The sequence below is a fragment of the Sphingobacterium sp. 1.A.5 genome, from assembly GCF_002734235.1.
In the GTDB taxonomy this organism is placed as follows: Bacteria; Bacteroidota; Bacteroidia; order Sphingobacteriales; family Sphingobacteriaceae; genus Sphingobacterium; species Sphingobacterium daejeonense.
Map to the genome: position 1 here is coordinate 107,755 of NZ_PEBA01000056.1, position 19,676 is coordinate 127,430.

A 19,676-nucleotide genomic window follows, 5' to 3' on the forward strand; every position below is an offset into this window, starting at 1 on the left:
ACATTTATCCTACTAATTATTAACGGTATGAAAAGATATATCCTGATTGCCCTATTGTTTGGCACCATATCTTGCCAAAACAAATCCGCTCAAAATTCTACAGCACAAGTTGATTCCATTGCAAACCAAGATTTCGACAAGAATCCTATTGGTGAAGCTGCTGGATGCAAATGGATAAAAGAGAATGTTGAACAATTCTTCAACAACGAAAATGGCAGCAACAATAAAATGCAAGCCCTAACAACACCAGAATATTACGAATTTAAAATGGATGCTATCAATACTGGCCTAAGTATGGACAGCAGCCTTACGGAATTCGAACTTAACCAAAAGTGGAAATCTAAGCTTGATGTTGCAACCGCTGGTGTAGGTTCAGGTTTTTTGATCTCAGGTCAAGATTGGAAAAAAATTGAAGTATCAAGCTGCGAACTACTGGATGAAAATGCAGAACAGATAAACCTGAAAGTATTGATTTCAGACTGTGAATTTCAAACTGATTTTCACAGGGACATAAAACTAATCCTACAAAACAACCAGATTAAAATCGCCGATATTAAAGAATATGACTAAAACTCATTCATGTAAGCTCTAGACAACCAATTAAATACAGATTTACCTTCCAAGCCCTTGATCTGGATGTCGAGTTCCTTTAATAAGTCATCTATAAAGGATACTATTTTCTGATCATCACGATTACTGAACAAACTGATATGGATATTTCTATCTGGAATTGATAGTACAAAATTGTTAAAGCCGGTACTCTCACCAGAATGAAAATATACTGTATTCCCTAAATTATCCTTACCGACAAACTTACCGTAAGAATATGAAATATCCTGATTGATCGGTGCTAAATTATTCTTGAAAAAGATGGAAAATGAAGATATTGACCCCAACGCTTGGAAGTATTTGGCATTCCATAAAAGATATTCTTCCGCTGATGTATAAACTCCTCCATCTCCTTTCGTAGCACTTGTCAAACTTTGATCAGCAAATCTAAATCTATCATCTTGCAAATGATAACCGTATGCCCTATTGCTGATTTTGTCTTCAGGATTATAAACCAAAGAATTACGCATTCCAAATACACTGAAAATTTTTTCCTTTACATAATTGCTATAATTTTTACCGGAAACCTTTTCAATAATCAACGCTAACAGGCAATAGCCCGTATTGCTATAACGCCATTTACTACCGGGTTGAAAATAAACACTATCCAAAGGTTCAATTATTTTCAAAACATCCAGATCAGATAATTGATCTTTTTGGTTTACAGGAATAAGTCCTTCGTAATCCAAAACTCCTGAGGTATGATTTAATAAATAATAAATATTACAGTTTGCAATAGGACCTTTTAAATTTGGGAAAAACTCAATCAGCTTCGTATTATAAACATCGATCTTGTATTCATCTACCAGCATCCAAACAGCAAAAGCAGTAAACTGCTTACTGACGGAGGCCATTCTAAAATTAGTTTTAGAACTAATAGGCTCAGAAGTTTCTAGGTTGGCAATTCCGTTGGATCCAGAATAAAGAATTTTTTCATTATTATCATGTACTTGCAACATGATTCCAGGATCTTTTTGGTTCGGATAGTGTTTTTCTATAATTGCATCCAATTTAATCATCAGATTATCCTGAGCATAAGAGGCTGAGCATATCAGAAATAAACAGAAAAATGATAAGAAACCTTTCATTAAATAGAATTGGTTTATGATATGCAGTAAATTTAATAAAATTAGGACATAAAAAAAGGCGCCGATCATTATCAACGCCTAATCTTAAACTTATACTTTAACTATTGAATTAATTCTTACAGTTGTACACCAGTTTTCTTGAATTTTCTATATCGATCAACTTCATCAGCAAGTTTCGAAATAGCAAAACCCACAATCGAAACATCATCTACCCATCCAAGAACTGGAATGATATCTGGAATAGCATCAATTGGAGATATTACATAAACAATAGTACCAATGATAATAGACATATTCCATTTATTCATTTTGTATTTTCCTGAGAAAGTATCTTTGATCATAGAAATCAAAAGATTGAACTCCCCAGTTTTGCCTTCGAGATGTTGAGCTTTGTCTTCAGCAATCTCAAGGTCTTCATTTGTTAATTTTCTATTTTTAAAAGTATTAAATAGCAATAATGCCCTTTTAAAATATGTTTTCTTCATTCTGTTTTCCATCAGTTTTATATATGACACAACAAATTTAAAACGGTTTAATTTACAATTCATTGTCCTATTAATTTTTTTGGGTATATCCCTCCCAAAACAATTCTAATGTCTTATGTCTAATGTCTCATTTTGTATCTCATATCTCTATTCTCCTTCCTATCTCCGTCCTCCCTCCTTCCACTCTCGTTCGTCTCTTGTTCGGACTTCCTTCGGACCTCGTTCGGAGCTTCTTCGGAATTAACCCGAACAAGGTCCGAACGAGGTCCGAATGAAAGAGGACTGAGAGTGGAACAAGAGTGGAAGGAGAGTCGAACAAGAGTAGATCAATAAAAAAGCTAGATATTAAAAAAAGATTAAAAAAAAGTTAAGACCTATACAATATTTCAAATACAGGGTCGTTTCTATTTATACAAGAAGAGTTATTTTGTTTTTGATTATAACGAGAGTTATATGAAAAAGAAGAAGATAACTTTTTAGAGAAAGAGGTCGACTGTAAAAAGTTGACCTCTTTTATTTTTGAACAAATCAATATTATTTTGGCTCTTAAAACCCCTAAAATCCAATGTTATTAAGCTAAGAAATAAGGCCATTGGCATTTTTTCAGTGGCAGGTGGGGACACCTGCCACGGCTAGAAAAATGTCATACAAACCCCATCGGGGTTAAATGCCTGAGGCATGAAATATCTCTTAAATGCCATCGGCATGCCATATCTATAGAAATGGAACTAACCACAAACACCAGCGCCGTAGGTGTGGCATGTTTGTTAAATTCCCTATAATAGTGTCATCCCGATGGGATTTCACCGCCTTGGCAGGTGTCTCCACCAGCCACATAAGGCATTCCTATAGCATTTAATCCTTTACCCTTCCGCGGATGTGGAACCAATATAGAAATGACCAATTCGCGCCGTACCACCCTGTAGGGGTGCAACTATTCTAGAAAAATATCATGCTAACCCATTCAACCCTGTAGGGGTGTAACTATTCTAGAAAGGTATTCAGTGGTCGGTGAGGACACCGACCAAGGCGAACACCCAAAAACCATAATTATTAAAAAAATATTAAAAAAAAGTTAAGTCGTACACAATATTGGAGATACATAGTCGTTTCTATTTATACAAGAAGAGTTATTTTATTTTTGATTATGACGAGAGTTATATGAAAAGAAAAAGAAGATAACTTTTTAAAGAAAGAGGTCGACCGTAAAAAGTTGACCTCTTTTATTTTTTAGCTTATTTAGTTCACTGTGGATTCATCGTTTACTAATTATTAAAAAAAAGTTAAGCTTTATACAATAATTTAGAAGACCTATCGTTTTTAATTATACTAAAGAGGTTATTTTAAAATCCTTAGTATGAAAAAACTAAGAAGAAAAAGTTAAGATAACTTTTTAAACAAAAGGGTTGACAATCGAAAAATGTCAACCCTTTTACTTTTTGTCATTATCTGCCAAATGCAAAATAAGGAGTTAATGGATTTGTTTTTCCGGCCAACCAATCGGAGACCATATCCATTCCGGTTACTGAGAAAGTTATGCCGTTTCCACCAAATCCAAGAACAAAGTATGATCTTTTAAAATCAGCATGAGTACCTATATAAGGAAGGCCATCCTTGGTTTCACCAAAAGTACCTGCCCATGAGAAATCAGTGATAAATTGATCATTATGGAATACTTTTTCATAATCTTTTTCTAATTTCTTTGATTTGGCAGTAAGCAGTTCGTCTCTTTTTTCAGGATCGCGAAACTCTTCATCCTCCCCTCCTATCAAAAACCTGCAATCATCAGTCGTACGCATGTATAAATAAGGCTCAGCCGTATTCCAGATTAAATAATCATTATAACATTCATACAGGTCTTTATTGATTTCAGATACGATAGCATAGGTGCTCAATAAATCTACAAACTTCTCTTTGATCATATTGGCACTCTCATAGCCTACACAATAGATGATATGTTTGGCTTTTATTTTGGCTTTCGTATCTAAATGGACTAGATTAAATCCTTTTTTCTCTTCAACTTTCACTAATTCAGTTTTATCAAAAACTTCCAGACCTTTTTCGCAATTAAAGTGGATCAATTCATGAGCCAATCTGAAGGCATCAACACTCCCACCTTGATCCGAAAAAATGCCGCCATGAGAATCTTTGATCTTGAATGTTTTTTCAATTTCAGGTTCTTCTAGCCATTTTACTTTAAATCCAGCTTCTTTGCGTGCATTAAATTCTTTTTCGAGCCAGGTCACATCTTTTTTTCGAGATGCATAATAAAGTGAAGTCTTTTTCTTGAACCCGGCTTTTGATTTTATTTCTTTAGCAATTTTCCCTAGCTTGTCTATAGAATCCGAACAAGCCTTATAACTCATGATAGCGGGTTCTTTACCAATCATTTCTTCGAGCTCATAAAGCGGGGTGTCAATTTCATATTGGAGCATGGACGTAGTTGCTGACGAACTTCCATTCACGATCTCCCTTTTATCTATTAAAATAGTCTTGTAACCATCCTTGATACATTGATGTGCAATTAAGCTTCCTGTGATTCCAGCTCCAACGATCAGTACATCACATTCCTTATCCTCTCTAAGTGACGGATACGAATTAAGTATACCATTTTTAACTAACCAAAATGGTTCGTTTGATTTAAGATCCATAAATTTAATTTCTGTTTTAAATAGCCAATCATTAAACCAGAAATTATACATGAATGTTTGGAAGACAAGAAGAAAATTAAGAAAGCCTTTAGGAGTACTATTATAATCTAGTTGAATGTGATTTCTGGATAAGAAAAAGAGTAAAAAAAGATGTTATTAGATATCAAACAGGCTTAATTTTTGTGCTTAAATAATTGACCATAAATTAAATACAATGTTTTTATTAGAACTATTTTAATATGAATAAATTATTTTTATTTACAATATTATTTCTGGTATCCTGCTCTAATAGTATTGACAGAAAATCCGTTCAAATCTCTCAAAATCAAGAGGAAAAAATATCTGATAAAAGTTCAGTTAAATTTAAACTAATAGAACGTGATGGGTATTGGGCTTTTAATAAAAATAACGAAAAACTATTCAAAGTTTACATTTTCGATAATGGACCAGACAGGATTAGCGATGGTTTGTTTAGGATAATAGACGATAAATCAGGACTAATTGGATTCGCTGATTTGGAGGGGAAAATCGTAATTCCTTACCAATTTAAACAGGTGGATTCCTTTTCTGAGGGGTTAGCCGGAGTATGCATAGACTGCATAAGTGAAAAGCACCAAAACCCTAAAGTATTCACTAAATTATTGAAGGGAGCTTTTGGATTTATTAATAAAAAAGGAGAAATAGTTATAAAACCACAATTTGGACTTATAAGTAAATTCGAAGACGGACGTTGCAAAGTTTGGAAGGATAATACTCAATACTTTATTAATAAAAAAGGTGAAATTATTGATTAATTTTTCCCAAAAGTCGATTTTGGCTGATATAACCAATTTACATTTATGCTTCTATTGCTTTTGTATTGCCTAGCTTCTCGTGCAACAAGTCTTCATCAAGGCCTTTTTCATATTTAGCGACCACGATGGTAGCAGTTGCATTTCCGATAATATTGGTCAATGCTCTTGCCTCACTCATAAATCTATCAATTCCAAGGATCAATCCTACAGCATCTACAGGTATATGTCCTACGACAGGCAGTGTTGCTGCCAAAGTTACAAATCCGCTCCCTGTGACACCGGCAGCACCCTTAGAAGTTAACAATAGGACTAACAACAAGGTTATTTCCTGTTCTAAGGAAAGATGCATATTCAAGGCCTGAGAAATAAAAACGGCAGCCATGGTCAAGTATATACAAGTACCATCCAAATTGAAGGAATAACCAGTTGGGATAACCAATCCTACGATCGGTTTTGAACATCCAGCATCTTCTAATTTCTGCATCAATCCGGGCAAGGCAGATTCGGAGGAAGAAGTACCTAACACGATCAGCAATTCTTCTTTGATATATTTCAGCAACTTAAAGATGTTTACATTCACGTAGAAGTACAGGACAGCTCCAATAATGCCGACAATAAACACGATACATGTGCCATAGAAACTAAGCATCAATAACCCTAATGAAGAGAGTGCCTCAATACCGTATTTCCCGATAGTAAATCCCATAGCCCCCATTGCTCCAATTGGCGCCAAATACATGATCATTTTGATGACAGCAAATAAACCTTTCAGGAATGATTGTAGTACATTAATAACTGGCTCCGCATTTTTATGACCAATTTTAGTAAGCCCTATGCCAAACAATACGGCAAATAGAAGTACCTGTAATAAATTATCTGAGGCTACTGCTGCAATAACATTGTTCGGGATAATGCTCAGGATAAAATCCATTACAGATTTATGATCTTCAGCTTCTTGGATATAATGGGAAACTGCTGTTGGATCTAATGTTGCAGGGTCAACATTCATTCCAGTGCCGGGTTGAATAATATTGACAAACAAAAGTCCTATGATCAGAGCAACCGTAGTCATGATTTCAAAATAGATCAAGGAGCTGAGCCCTATTTTTCCGACTTTCTTGATATCCTGCATTCCTGCAATACCAATAACGATGGAACTGAATATCAATGGCGCAATGATCATTTTGATCAATTTAATAAAGCCATCACCTAACGGTTTAAGCTTAACCGCGAAATCTGGGTAAAAAACACCACAGAGAATACCGATAATAATGCCTAGGATGACCTGAACATACAGACTGGAAAAAATTTTCTTCATATAAATTGTAGAACCGAATTAATGATTTACATAGGTTTATTAATAAAATTAATTAAAAAATAAATTTTATCAACATTAAATTTTGCATTAATTAACCGTTCAACGTAATTTATTGATTATCAATAAAAAAAATTTTACAATTTTTCAATAAACTTGGGCAGTGAATCGCCCAGAATTCTTTCCCAACCTGATTCGAAACGCTCTTGTGTATATTGTTCACCAGCATTTCTAAAATGTTCTAATCCTTCATGCGTCAGATGTAAGGTCGTTGCCCCGCGCCTAGGAATAAATCGCCATGTAATGATGGAATTCCCATTGGACTGTTTAGGATGTTTCCATGTAAAGCGAAAAAGTTCTTCAGGTTTAACCTCCAATACACGGCAATGATGGAACTGACTGTGAGAATTTTGAATTTTAGCAAATTCAAATTCAGCACCTACCTCTGTACTGAAATTAGGAATATCGAAAAACCAATCTTTTAATTTTTGTTTATCAGTCATTGCTTGCCATAATTCGGCAGTAGAAATTGGATATGTACGCTCAATATGGATAATGTCTTGGCTCATCGATAACCTCCTTTGTAGTGTATCTAAATATATGATTTTTCTAGTTCATTTAAATTAAGTTTGAGTTAACAGAACGTAAAATAAATGTGACGTTACAATGAAAACAACTGATTGATTCTTAAGTTTTTAAAATATGAAAATATATACTCCAACAGCAATTAAAAAATTTATCATGAGATAAAAAGACACCCATGAACATTTATTTAAAGAGTTACGGCATTATTGCGGATTTTCAATTCTTTTGTACGTCTTTCGTTTTCATAAAAAGCTACGTATCTTTGTTATTACATGAATGTAAACAAACTGTTAGAACGTGCCTTAAATTTTGACTTTCTAAGCAAGGAAGAAGGCATTTTCTTATATAAAGAAGCCGCTACTGCAGACTTAGCTTATGTAGCTAATGAATTGCGTAAAATTCAAGTTCCTCATGGTAAGGTTACTTGGCAGATAGACAGGAATGTCAATACAACGAATGTGTGTATTGCAAATTGTAAATTCTGTAATTTTTTCAGACGTCCGGGTCATGAAGAAAGTTACATTACGGATATTGAAACCTATAAACAAAAGATAGAAGAAACATTCCGATATGGTGGTGATCAGTTGTTGCTACAAGGTGGCCATCATCCAGATTTGGGTCTGAATTTCTATACGACTCTTTTCAAGCAATTGAAGGAGCTCTATCCTACCCTAAAGCTTCACTCACTTGGTCCTCCCGAAATTGCTCACGTTGCAAAATTGGAAGGCATGAGCCATATTGAGGTTTTAACTGCCATGAAAGAAGCAGGGCTTGACTCATTACCAGGTGCTGGTGCTGAAATCCTTAACGACAGAGTCCGTAGGCTTATTTCTAAAGGTAAATGTGGTGGTCAGGAATGGTTGGATGTCATGCGTGCTGCCCATAAAATAAACCTACCAACATCAGCAACCATGATGTTTGGCCATATAGAAACCATTGAAGAACGTTTTGAGCATTTGGTTTGGATCCGTGAGGTACAAAGCGAGAAACCTGCCGATGCGCACGGCTTTATCGCATTTATTCCTTGGCCATTCCAAGATGATGGAACTTTATTGAAGAGACTCAGAGGAATTACCAATGATGTAACGGCGGATGAATATATTCGCATGATCGCATTGAGCAGGATTATGCTTCCTAATGTCAAAAATATTCAAGCATCGTGGTTAACCGTTGGAAAGCAAACAGCACAAATCTGTTTGCATTCCGGAGCAAATGATTTTGGATCCATCATGATTGAAGAAAATGTAGTATCGGCAGCTGGTGCTCCGCATAGATTTACTTCAAAATCAATCCAGGATGCGATTACAGAAGCAGGATTTGAACCTCAGTTAAGAACTCAAACCTACCAATTCAGGGAATTGCCAGAACAAATGGAAGAGCAGGTGATAAATTATTAATAGTATAGGATTTTGAAGGATATTATATTAAATATAGAAGCTATCATTTTTGCATCTGCAGAGGGTATCAGTCAAAAGGATCTTCGGGAGGTTTTGCAGGATTCGTTGGCCATTGAAATCAGCAAGGTAGAATTGGCTGAGTTTATTGGCAAATTGAAGGCTAAATATGAGTCAGAAGACTATGCCTTAGCATTAGTGTCCATCAACGACCAATTGCAGTTCTTGACAAAGCCTGAGTACCATGAATCTATCAATCAATTGCAGGTTCATAAGGAAAGAAAAAAACTGAGCCAATCAGCATTGGAAACCCTAGCAATCATTGCATATAGGCAACCGATCACGAAATTGGAAGTAGAACAAATCAGAGGTGTAAACTGTGATTATTCGATCCAGAGGCTGTTAGACAAGGGCTTGATACAGATTGCTGGAAAATCAGACAGCATAGGAAAACCATTGCTTTATGCAACAAGTGGTGAATTTATGAATCATTTTGGTTTAACTAGTACAAGGGATCTTCCTCAGCTTAAAGATATTGTTGCTGAAGAGAACAGTATCGGTGAAATAGTTGATTAAAATATGTAAAATGAATATTCGAGACATGTTCCAATTATTTTAAAAAAAAATTTACGAATTGAATATTCTTATATAATTTTACATAACAATAGAAAAATATCATAATAAACAACATGGCTACAATGCAAGCAATTGAAACAGATGAAATGGTTGATGAAAGAGTTCTCAACTTCAACGGTCCTGATGACGATGATGATGTCTTTGATGACGATGATGATTTCGGGTTAGATGATATCGATTCGATCGGTGGATACGATGACATGGATGATGATGACGATGATTTTTAATCTTCACTAGCCAACAACAATTATTTTACCAGAAAATATCTCGTAAAAGGTACATGTGCGCGCCCAATTGGGTTAGATACAAAAGATTTTTTTTATAGGCTTGGAATAATTCCAAGCCTTTTTATTTTTAGATATTTATCATCCCTCAGATTCTATCAATTTATCCTGTAAACCTCATAAAATAAGGCCCCAAAGTTACTTGGAGCCAATTTATAGGTTGATTATGAATTCTTTTTATTGATCATCCTTGCTGATCGAGAATGGTAAGTCTGCTTTATCAATTCCTCTCTTCTTATTAGGCTCTGGTCCCATATCGAAAAATAGGTTTGCTCCTTTTACCAAATCACTGTGTTTAACGTAATTTTTGGTATAATTTTTCCCGTTCAATTTCATGGATTGGATATACCGATTTTTATCAGAATTGTTTTTGGTTTCGATCGTTACTTTTTTACCATTGCTTAAGTTTAATGTTACTTTATCAAAGATCGGCGATCCAAGTACATATTCATCAACAGCAGGGGTCACTGGATAGAAACCAATAGCTGAAAACACATACCATGCAGAGGTCTGGCCATTATCCTCATCTCCACAATAACCATCAGGATTTGGGGAATACATTCTGTTCATGGTTTCTCTCAGCCAATATTGAGCTTTCCAAGGTGTACCTACATGATTGTATAAATAAATCATATGCTGTATAGGTTGGTTACCATGAGCATATTGCCCCATATTGGCAATCTGCATCTCCCTGATTTCATGGATTGGAAACCCATAGTAACTATCGTCAAATACTGGTGGCAAAGTAAATACTGAATCTAATTTGATTTCCATTGCTTGATGACCACCCATTAACTTAGCTAATCCCTCAACATCCTGAAAAACAGACCAGCTATAGTGCCAGCTATTACCTTCTGTAAAAGCATCGCCCCATTTGAATGGATTAAATGGTGTAGACCATGAACCATCCTTATTTTTACCGCGCATCAATCCAGTAGACGGATCAAATAACTTTTGGTAATTGTAGGATCTTTGTTTATACAGATCTTTGTCTGCTTGCGGCTTATCCAATGATTTTGCCAATTGGTAAATAGCAAAGTCATCATAAGAATATTCTAAAGATCGAGCGGCATTTTCATTGATTTTAACATCATAAGGAACATAGCCTAATTCATTGTAATATTCAGCTCCAGCACGACCTACAGCAGTCAATGGTCCGGCATTTTTAGATCCTTTTAAGACAGCTTCATAAAGGGTTTCAATATCTTTTGATTTTATTCCTTTAATCCATGCATCAGCGACGACAGATGCGGAGTTATTTCCTACCATGACGCTTCTATAACCAGGGCTTGCCCACTCTGGTAACCATCCTCCTTCACGATACGCATTAGCTAAACCTTCCTGCATTTTTTCACTCATCTCAGGATACATCAAATTCAAGAATGGAAACAACGCTCTGAAAGTATCCCAGAATCCCGTATCAGTAAACATGTATCCCGGAAGAACCTTGCCATTATATGGTGAATAATGAACAACCTCTCCCGCTGCATTGATTTCGTAGAACATCCTAGGAAATAACAAAGACCGATAAAAGGAAGAATAAAATATACGCATTTGATCTATGCTTCCACCTTCGATTTCTATCTTGCCCAATTCTTTGTTCCAAATATCCTCTCCTTTTTGAACCTGCTGATCAAAAGTTACCCCATCAAGTTCTTTTAAATTGATTTCCGCCTGTTCAGGACTAATGAATGAGGAAGCAGCCTTCATCAATAGCTGATCTCCAGCATTCGCATTCTGAAAACCAACGATCGCTCCAACATGGTCAGCTTTGACCATATAACGCCCATCCGTAAGAACTGAATCTGCAAATGTTGAAACATTTGCAAAAGGCTTATCAAAAGTCATCACAAAATAGTTTTTGAAATTATCTGGAACCCCACCACTATTTTTGGTACTGTATCCGATGATCTTCTGGTCCTTAGGGATTACTTCTACATAAGAACCTTTGTCAAAAGCATCAATTAAGACATATGCTGAGTCAGTTTTTGGAAAAGTAAACCTGAAATAGGAAGCTCTTTCTGTAGGAGTTAACTCTACTTTTGTATCGTAATCTGCCAAGTAAACCGAATAGTAATGAGGTTTAGCTACTTCTGCTTTATGCGAGAAATAACTTGCTCTTTTATCTTGATCAAAAGTTTTGTTGTTCACCATGGCCATAATGGAGAATTGACCGTAGTCGTTCATCCAAGGGGAAGGTTGATGAGTCTGCTTGATTCCGCGAAGTTTTTCTGCAGTATATGTATACATCCATCCATCACCCATCTTGCCCGTCTGAGGGCTCCAGAAGTTCATGCCCCATGGCAAAGCAATGGCTGGATAGGTATTTCCACTTGATAAGAAATAAGTAGATTGAGTTCCCACCAAAGTACTGACCAAATCAATCGGCTTTTCAACTTTTCCGATCTTTTGACCAAAACTTGTCAAGACACTCGTACCTATCAATAAAGCTGTTGTAAGAAATTTTAGTTTCATTGTATAGAAAATAGGTTTTATCAATTTTGTTAAATATAATAAAATAAAAAGGTTTACAAACAGCTAAAAGTATTTAGCTATGCATTTTAAGCACTATTTTACCAAATTGATCTGGACTTTCAAAATAGATATGTGCATCAGAAACGCTTTCAAATGGGAAGATTTTCGACATAATGGGTTTAAACTTTCCATTTTCTATGAGAGGTAAAATATTTGTTTCAATTTCTTTAGTGAGCTTTGATTTGAAATCTTTTCCTCTTCCTCTCAAAGTTGAACCTGTCAAAACAATCCTTTTCTGCATTATTTTCATAATGTTAAGTTCCACTTTTGGCCCCTTCATAGCGTTGATATAAACCAAACGACCATCATCCTTAAGAACCTCTATGTTTTTGCCAAAATAATCACCACCTATACTATCTAAAATAACATCAACCCCATTTTCTTTTAATACTTCAACAAAGTCTTGGGTTTTATAATTTATGGCTATATCAGCACCTAATTCCTCGGCTACTTTCACTTTTTCCTGTGATCCAACCGTTGTATATACCACCGCCCCAAATAATTTTGCCAATTGAATTGAGACGGTTCCAATACCTCCCGTTCCGCCATGGATCAGAACATGCTCTCCAGCTTTTAATTGGCCACGTTCGAATATATTGTCCCATACGGTATAGATAGTTTCTGGAAGAGCCGCTGCTTCTTCAAATGAAATGTTTTTAGGCTTGTGCAAGCAAATCTTTTCAGAAACCAATGCTTGGGTTGCATATCCTTCTCCAGGCAATAAGGCCATGACTTCATCACCGATTTTATAATTCTTGACATCGGGACCAATACGGATGATCACACCAGCAACCTCAAGTCCTGGAATATCGGGAGCTGTTCCACTCGGTGCAGGGTAGTTACCTTTTCTCTGAAAAACATCCGGTCTATTGATACCTGCTGCTTTAACCTCAATCAATACTTGATCATTTGAGGGTATCAAATCTGGTCTTGTCTCTATTTCAAAAACTTCAGGACCTCCAAATCCTTTCATTACAGCTACTTTCATCTTAATTCTTATTTTGGATAATTTTGTAATCTCAAATTAAAGGTAAGCATAAAATATCTGCCAAGTCTGTTGTTTCTGGATTCAAAGACATCATTGCCAACATATGACGTCAATACACCAACATCTTTATTTTGATCCATGATATCATTGCATTGCAAACGAATTAATGCTGATTTATTTTTAAGGAAAGAATATTCAATATAGGTATTAATAATGGTGGGATTTACATCACTTAATTCACTAACGTATCCATCATAAAACTTCTGAGACATCTCTGCCCCTATTACAAAATTGTCTGACAGATACCCTCTCCCCGCTAAACTTAATAAAAAAGAATGTGCCGCAATTTTATTAATATAAGGAAGCTCATATGTTGCTCTATTTAAAAAATAGTTGGTGTTGAAAACGGATTCAAAATATTCTGAAGGTAAATACCTTACCTGCAGATTCTGATTGAACAATACTTGTTTTGTCGTGCTTTTAAAGCCATTTACATAGGAAAGATTATTATAGTAATCTACATTACCTGAGAGACCTAGATTCAATTGATCCGTAAACACTGGAGAATTGAACTCATAGTACCATTTAATATCATAATATCCATCGGTGTTTTCAAAGGTTGTCTCTTGGATAGTTTCGTTAAAAAGGGCTTTTTTGGAGCTTACAATTTTATTTGCAATGAATGTATAGGCAAAATCGGTTTGAAAATATTGACCACGAGTTGGCAAAAACTTCCTTAGTGTAGTGGAGAATTGATTTGAGAACTCTGCTTTTAAGGAAGGGTTACCTACAATAATATTCCTCGAATTAGAGTTATCCCTAACCGGTGAAATATGTAAAAACGTAGGTTGAATATTCCGGCCTAAATAAGCTAGCTTAATTTCTAGATCATTACTGAATTTATACCTTACCGTTGTGGAAGGGACAAGATTAACATTATTGTAATCATATACTGCTGTATCGCCTTTTACTCGCCCAGAGAGCGTTACTGGCTGAACAGTAAAACCCATATTGACCCTAAACTTTTTATTGGGCTCATATTGGTAGTTTAGACCTGTTTTAAAACTCTTAAATTGATAGGCATAGTTTACTGCTAAAGAATCAATAAATCCACCACCAAAAAAATTTGGATCTCTTACAGTACGTACCGCTTCGATATTATTGATATCCATATCGTGCATGATCTCCAACAAACTGTGTTCATAAAATGGTTCGACATAGGATACGGCAGCTTTGATACCAGCCACATCATTTCTAGCATCAACAAATTGCTTTTGACTGAAGCTTGTGATAATTGGTTCTGTACCTGTTGAATCGAAACTTTGGTAATACTCTGAAACCTCATCCTTTTTTGAAATGGATTGGTAGTTCAGTTTTAGATCAGCCACCAATTTTCTGCCGGGCTTGTTGAAATGCTTTGAATAAAGCATAGAAATATCAGCAGAAGGCTTGGAGTTGACGGAAGTATCTTGCCTTAGACCTTCATCAAATATCCTTCTGTTTGTAATATCTGTTATCCGTTGATTGTAAAAATGCTCACGGTTATAAGATAATTTTGGATTGATTTTTAACACATCATTGTTCTTGAATTTAGCATTCAACTCTAAATTCAGGGTATGGAGGTTGTCATAGGATTTGTTTTCATACTCTTCTCTCCTATGAATTTTGTAGCCTGTATAAGATGATGTCAATAGAGAGTTACCTTTAGTAAGGTTATATTTACTTTGGTAAGTATATCCACCATTGAGTGTCATATTATTTCCAATATTGTCTGTGAAAGAAATACCGATGGAGCCAAGTTTATTCAACCCATCATTTGGGTCTGAGAAATCGCCAATTTCCGAAAGATCAGTGTTTCTACTCCCTGCTCCATCCGGCGATCCAAACAGAAACAAACTCGTATTCGTGTTATTAATAGATCCTACAATGGACATTTCTTGCCCATCATTGAATTTATTGATTCCCAAGCTTCCTATAAATCGGTCACTTGTACCGATTCCAATGGTACCTTGTCCGAAGGTTATTCGTTTTTTATCGGGCTGGAGTACGATATTGATGATTTTTTCTGGATCTGAGGTTTTAATACCCTTTGCCATATTCAGTTCACCATAATCATTGATAACCTCGATCTGTTTGACAAATTCAGAAGGAAGGTTTCTTGTAGCTGTAAGTAGGTCTCCACCGAAGAATTTTTTACCGTCAACTCGAACTCCCCTGATCAACTGGCCATTATAATAGGTTGTACCATCTCGCAGGACTTGAAATCCTGGAAGTTGCTTGATAGCCTCTTCTAGGAGAGAATGCGTTGGAAAGGTAAATGCCCCCATATTGAATTGGATAGTATCTCCACGATCAACAACAGGGATAATCTTTGTAATCCTAACCTCAGGAATAAGGGTCGTTTGTGGGTACAGGGTTATTTTGGGAACAAATATATTATTGATTAAAAAAGAGGTTGATATACTTTTGTTTATGATTTGGTAACCAAGCATACTGAAAGAAAGATTGATGTTCTTTCCTTTTACGTTTGAGAAAGTATAGAAACCATTTTCATTCGTTGTAGTCGTCATGGTGTCGAGCTGGCTTACCAATCTTACCGACGCACCTTTCAGTCCCATACCGCTAGTATCTGTGACCACACCTTCGACGCTTTTCAAATCCACCTGAGCATTTGCATCCTGAAGATTCAGTAAGGTCAAAAGTAAAACAGCTATACTTATTAAGTAATTTCTCACAAAAGCAGTAGACTAAATTGGTAATCTAAAATTCACAAAAAAACTATAAAATGAAATTTACTATTAAAACGTATAAACTAAAAATAATTGTATAAAAAAAACGGGCTAAAATGATATTTTAGCCCGTTTTTTTAAATTATTGTGAAATATTATTCGCCATCGAATGTTACCTTCACTAAATGACGGTCAATTTCCCAACGACCAGTACCTTCTTCACCAATCACGTCGAATAATTCAAGGATACGTCTAGCTACGTATTCTTCTTCAACTTGCTCTTCTAAGAACCATTGGATAAAGTTGAAAGTAACGAAGTCTTTAGCTTTCATACATTTGTCAGCAATTTTGTTGAATTGCTCAGTAACGAACATTTCTTGCTCCAATGTTTGTTCAAATACGCCTCTAAAAGATTCAAAATCTACAGGAACATTTGTAATTTCTGGAGAAATCGAACGACCACCGCGGTCACTGATGTATTTGAAGATTTTCAACATGTGAGTACGCTCTTCGTCAGATTGTTTTGCGAAGAATGCTGCTGAGTTGTCAAGACCTTGATCATCACACCATGCAGACATTGCTAAATATAATGCTGATGAGTGAGCTTCAACCTTAACTTGTTCGTTCAATATGTTTTCAATCTCTTCAGAGATAGATGTTTTTAATTTCAATAAATCTTTCATAATATATTTTCCTTTATGTGTAATACAATTAGAAACCTATTTCGGATTTCTTATATACAAAGATAAGCTTAAGTGTAGGAAAACGTCTGAAAAATCTGCAATACAAATTCAGTCTAAATTAGCCTAATGAATCCTTAAACTATTTAGAATCAGTATAATTATAAAGAATTATTAAAATGCTAGTACAGCTTTGGAATTTAAGCAGGCTTTGATCTCACTGTTCAGTTCAATCATGAATTTCGCACCAGCAAGAATCTCTTTTAATGTTAAGACTTCGTCTACCGATAAAACAAAAATACTGTCAGTTCTAAAAGGCATAATGATCTCAAAATCTGCTGATCTTGATGGATCGGTTAACATTTTTTCAATGTTGATGCTGTCAATTCTCTTTTTAAAAGCAAAGAAATCTCTGACCTTAAAGGCTGTTGTAGATCCTTTAAAGTCTAACCAATAACAGTTTTTGCGGCTACATTGATATACCGCACCCTTCTCAGTTTGGAAAATCTCTTCAAAATTTGCTAAAGGACAAATCATCTGCTTTTTTAATTTGGAACAAATCTAAATATTGTTAAGAATTATTCCAAATAAAAATAGTTAATATAATTTTTAAATGAAGTTATAACAAGATTTATACAATTATCATCAACAAAAAAGGCTCCCTACTGGGAGCCTAGTCTGTTATTATATTTTATTTTTTTAAAATTCTTCTTCTTGATTTAACAATTCTTTGTGATTACTTAGATTACCTCTGGTCTTGGTTTTATGTTTATTGATTTGACGTCTAATAGATTCGATGGCAAGGTCAGTTGCCTCTTCAAAACTCTTAGCCTGTGCTTTGGCAAACAATTGATTGCCTGGAACATTAAATTTAAGTTCTACTATCTTATTCGCTTCATCTTCCACATTTTCCAACCTTAAATAACATACTCCTTCGATAATATTATCCAAGAATTGATTTAATTTTTCCGTTCTCTTCTTAATGAACTCGATTAGCTTACTGTCAGCATTAAATTTAATAGATTGCACTGTAATGTTCATTTTTCCTCCTTTTTTAAGCCTTTGGATGAGCTTGTTTATAAATTGATTTCAAACGTTCTGCTGAATTATGGGTGTATACTTGTGTTGCCGATAACCCAGCATGACCTAATAATTCTTTAATAGCATTTAAATCTGCGCCATTATCCAACAACGCGGTTGCAAAGGTATGTCGCAATACATGCGGACTTCTTTTTTTCTGGGAAGTGATGGTACTCAAATATTTATTGACTATCCGATAAATAAGTTTAGGATAGGCCTCCTTCCCTTCTTTGCTAACGATTAATTCTGCTGAAATGTTTTTGAAATTCATCTCTTTTTTGAGATTTAAATATCTCTTCAGTTCTTCAGCAAGTGTTTGGTGTATCGGAACAAAACGCTCTTTGCTCCTTTTTCCGAATATAAGTATTTTTTTATTATAAAAATCAATATCCTGTTCCTTTATTTTTAACAATTCAGCCAAGCGAATCCCCGTTCCAAACAGCATTTCCAAGACTATAAAATCACGGGTCTGTTCAAAATCCTGCGGCTCGGAATTCATGTGATCGAGCAACCTAACCATCTTTTCCTTTTCAACTACGACAGGTAGTTTCTTGGCCGTCTTCAGTGATTTAATTAATGCTATAGGATTTTGTTTTATCAATCCCTCACGCATCAAAAATTTATAAAAAGACTTCAAAGATGAAATTGCCCGGTTGACGGAAGAGGCTTCTTTTCCCTGCTCCTTCAGATTCGAAAAATAATACCTCAAAAAACGATAGTCGATTTCTTCAAATGGAACAGATTCAGCGGAAATAAAATCAAATAATCCTTGAATCTCCCTTTCATAAGCAATAATGGTATGTTCAGAATATCTCTTCTCAAATTTTAAATAATTAATGAATCGTTCTTTATACATATCCCCTTGCTTGTTATTGTAATATTAAGGATAAATTATCACAAAACATGTGATAACGGACAATTTTACTTTTGACTGATTTCACATTTTTAAATTATGACCTCTTTACAAAAAGTCCTTAATATATATACGTAAAAACTGAAAGGATAGTGTTAAGAATCATGGGAAATTGGAACTTAATTTCTTTCAGACTCTTCATAATAACGCGACCCAAAGTCAAATTTCAAATGGAGAACGTCCTCTTTATTTTCAGGATTGGAAAGCTCACCCTCAACTGACCCTTCTATTACAGGAATTGGATAAAATGGGTCTTCATAGACCTTATTGATGATGATACTTATAGGTTTGTTTTTAGGTATATATGTTGTGGTAAATTGATTGCCATCAGGACTACTGTATCGTACAGAGGTATATATGGAGTTTATATCTGTCCTATTTATATCATCGGTCTTATTTAAAGTAATATTTATTCTAGAAGGCTTAGGGGTTTTATCCAAATTGATTGCCATCATAAAATCTTCAACCTTATTGTTTTGTATGAAAAGACCATAATTTTGAATGCCGAATTTTATTTTATAGGGTTTTGACCCATCCTCTGCAAGCTCATTTTCAGCATAAAGTTTCACCACAGCAATCAAATTTCTCATATCTCCTCCAATCAATGGGGAAATATTTCCTCTGAAATACCCTAATTCCTCATCTTTATATTTGTGGTAGTATTTTTCGTTGTCGTCTTTTTTATATTCAAAAATTTCATCCTCCCGGCAAGAGGTTAACCCTAATAAAAGAATCAATATAGTAGCCAAATAAAATTGAGGGAAATTATTAAACAGGAATAAATTATTCGTTGGGAATTTTAAACATGTAAAAATCATAATTTTAACTTTAATAATAGTTTTGGTTTTTATATTTAAATATATAAAATTAAAAACAAAAAACTTATTAAAGCTAAACTTTAATTGTTTGG

Annotated in this window: 18 protein-coding genes; 5 read left to right on the top strand and 13 right to left on the bottom strand. The window is 34.9% G+C overall.

The window, feature by feature from the left end; genetic code table 11:
- Positions 1 to 27: 27 nt before the first annotated feature.
- Positions 28 to 570: a hypothetical protein gene (locus CRT24_RS16250; RefSeq protein ID WP_099372234.1), complete on the top strand. Its 543-nt coding sequence runs from the start codon at positions 28 to 30 to the stop codon at positions 568 to 570.
- Here the strand turns inward: CRT24_RS16250 and CRT24_RS16255 are convergent.
- From CRT24_RS16255 to CRT24_RS16265, 3 genes are all read right to left on the bottom strand, one after another.
- Positions 567 to 1,697, bottom strand: coding sequence for a serine hydrolase (locus tag CRT24_RS16255; RefSeq protein WP_180269156.1), 1,131 nt, complete (start codon positions 1,695 to 1,697; stop codon positions 567 to 569). The genes CRT24_RS16250 and CRT24_RS16255 overlap by 4 nt on opposite strands.
- Positions 1,698 to 1,813: 116 nt before the next feature.
- On the bottom strand, positions 1,814 to 2,182 hold the full coding sequence (locus CRT24_RS16260; RefSeq protein WP_171017626.1) for a YkvA family protein: 369 nt from the start codon (positions 2,180 to 2,182) through the stop codon (positions 1,814 to 1,816).
- 1,445 nt (positions 2,183 to 3,627) lie between these two features.
- Positions 3,628 to 4,833: an FAD-binding oxidoreductase gene (locus CRT24_RS16265; protein WP_099372353.1), complete on the bottom strand. Its 1,206-nt coding sequence runs from the start codon at positions 4,831 to 4,833 to the stop codon at positions 3,628 to 3,630.
- Between the two features lie 239 nt (positions 4,834 to 5,072).
- Between CRT24_RS16265 and CRT24_RS20945 the strand changes: the two genes are divergently transcribed.
- On the top strand, positions 5,073 to 5,627 hold the full coding sequence (locus CRT24_RS20945) for a WG repeat-containing protein (protein WP_180269157.1): 555 nt from the start codon (positions 5,073 to 5,075) through the stop codon (positions 5,625 to 5,627).
- A 43-nt stretch (positions 5,628 to 5,670) separates the two neighbouring features.
- On the opposite strand, the gene dctA is transcribed toward CRT24_RS20945, so the two are convergent.
- Positions 5,671 to 6,945 carry a C4-dicarboxylate transporter DctA gene (gene dctA / locus CRT24_RS16275; RefSeq protein WP_099372237.1) on the bottom strand — a complete coding sequence of 425 codons (1,275 nt, stop codon included), beginning with the start codon at positions 6,943 to 6,945 and terminating at the stop codon, positions 5,671 to 5,673.
- A 134-nt stretch (positions 6,946 to 7,079) separates the two neighbouring features.
- Positions 7,080 to 7,511, bottom strand: coding sequence for an SRPBCC domain-containing protein (locus CRT24_RS16280; RefSeq protein WP_099372238.1), 432 nt, complete (start codon positions 7,509 to 7,511; stop codon positions 7,080 to 7,082).
- A 288-nt stretch (positions 7,512 to 7,799) separates the two neighbouring features.
- On the opposite strand from CRT24_RS16280, the gene mqnC reads away from it, so the two are divergent.
- The 3 genes from mqnC to CRT24_RS20950 all read left to right on the top strand — a co-directional run bounded on the left by mqnC (position 7,800) and on the right by CRT24_RS20950 (position 9,784).
- On the top strand, positions 7,800 to 8,924 hold the full coding sequence (mqnC, locus tag CRT24_RS16285) for a cyclic dehypoxanthinyl futalosine synthase (protein ID WP_099372239.1): 1,125 nt from the start codon (positions 7,800 to 7,802) through the stop codon (positions 8,922 to 8,924).
- A gap of 12 nt (positions 8,925 to 8,936) precedes the next feature.
- Positions 8,937 to 9,497, top strand: a complete 561-nt coding sequence (gene scpB, locus CRT24_RS16290) for an SMC-Scp complex subunit ScpB (protein WP_099372240.1) — start codon at positions 8,937 to 8,939, stop codon at positions 9,495 to 9,497.
- A 113-nt stretch (positions 9,498 to 9,610) separates the two neighbouring features.
- Entirely contained in the window at positions 9,611 to 9,784 is a 174-nt protein-coding gene (locus CRT24_RS20950) for a hypothetical protein (protein WP_171017625.1), read from the top strand.
- Positions 9,785 to 10,018: 234 nt separating this feature from the next.
- On the opposite strand, the gene CRT24_RS16295 is transcribed toward CRT24_RS20950, so the two are convergent.
- From CRT24_RS16295 to CRT24_RS16330, 8 genes are all read right to left on the bottom strand, one after another.
- The gene (locus CRT24_RS16295; protein ID WP_099372241.1) at positions 10,019 to 12,316 is read right to left on the bottom strand and encodes a GH92 family glycosyl hydrolase; all 2,298 of its coding nucleotides are present in this window, start codon (positions 12,314 to 12,316) and stop codon (positions 10,019 to 10,021) included.
- Between the two features lie 73 nt (positions 12,317 to 12,389).
- Positions 12,390 to 13,364 (bottom strand): NAD(P)H-quinone oxidoreductase, encoded by a 975-nt coding sequence (locus tag CRT24_RS16300; RefSeq protein ID WP_099372242.1) that lies wholly within the window; start codon positions 13,362 to 13,364, stop codon positions 12,390 to 12,392.
- A gap of 8 nt (positions 13,365 to 13,372) precedes the next feature.
- Positions 13,373 to 16,099, bottom strand: a complete 2,727-nt coding sequence (locus tag CRT24_RS16305; protein ID WP_144034601.1) for a TonB-dependent receptor — start codon at positions 16,097 to 16,099, stop codon at positions 13,373 to 13,375.
- 149 nt (positions 16,100 to 16,248) lie between these two features.
- Positions 16,249 to 16,776, bottom strand: a complete 528-nt coding sequence (locus tag CRT24_RS16310) for a ferritin (protein WP_099372244.1) — start codon at positions 16,774 to 16,776, stop codon at positions 16,249 to 16,251.
- 171 nt (positions 16,777 to 16,947) lie between these two features.
- On the bottom strand, positions 16,948 to 17,310 hold the full coding sequence (locus tag CRT24_RS16315) for a DUF6686 family protein (RefSeq protein WP_099372245.1): 363 nt from the start codon (positions 17,308 to 17,310) through the stop codon (positions 16,948 to 16,950).
- Positions 17,311 to 17,472: 162 nt separating this feature from the next.
- Complete coding sequence (hpf, locus tag CRT24_RS16320) at positions 17,473 to 17,814, bottom strand: ribosome hibernation-promoting factor, HPF/YfiA family (RefSeq protein WP_099372246.1); 342 nt, start codon at positions 17,812 to 17,814, stop codon at positions 17,473 to 17,475.
- A gap of 13 nt (positions 17,815 to 17,827) precedes the next feature.
- Entirely contained in the window at positions 17,828 to 18,709 is an 882-nt protein-coding gene (locus tag CRT24_RS16325) for a tyrosine-type recombinase/integrase (RefSeq protein ID WP_099372247.1), read from the bottom strand.
- Positions 18,710 to 18,885: 176 nt separating this feature from the next.
- Positions 18,886 to 19,584 carry a DUF5025 domain-containing protein gene (locus CRT24_RS16330; RefSeq protein WP_099372248.1) on the bottom strand — a complete coding sequence of 233 codons (699 nt, stop codon included), beginning with the start codon at positions 19,582 to 19,584 and terminating at the stop codon, positions 18,886 to 18,888.
- Between the last annotated feature and the right edge of the window lie 92 nt (positions 19,585 to 19,676).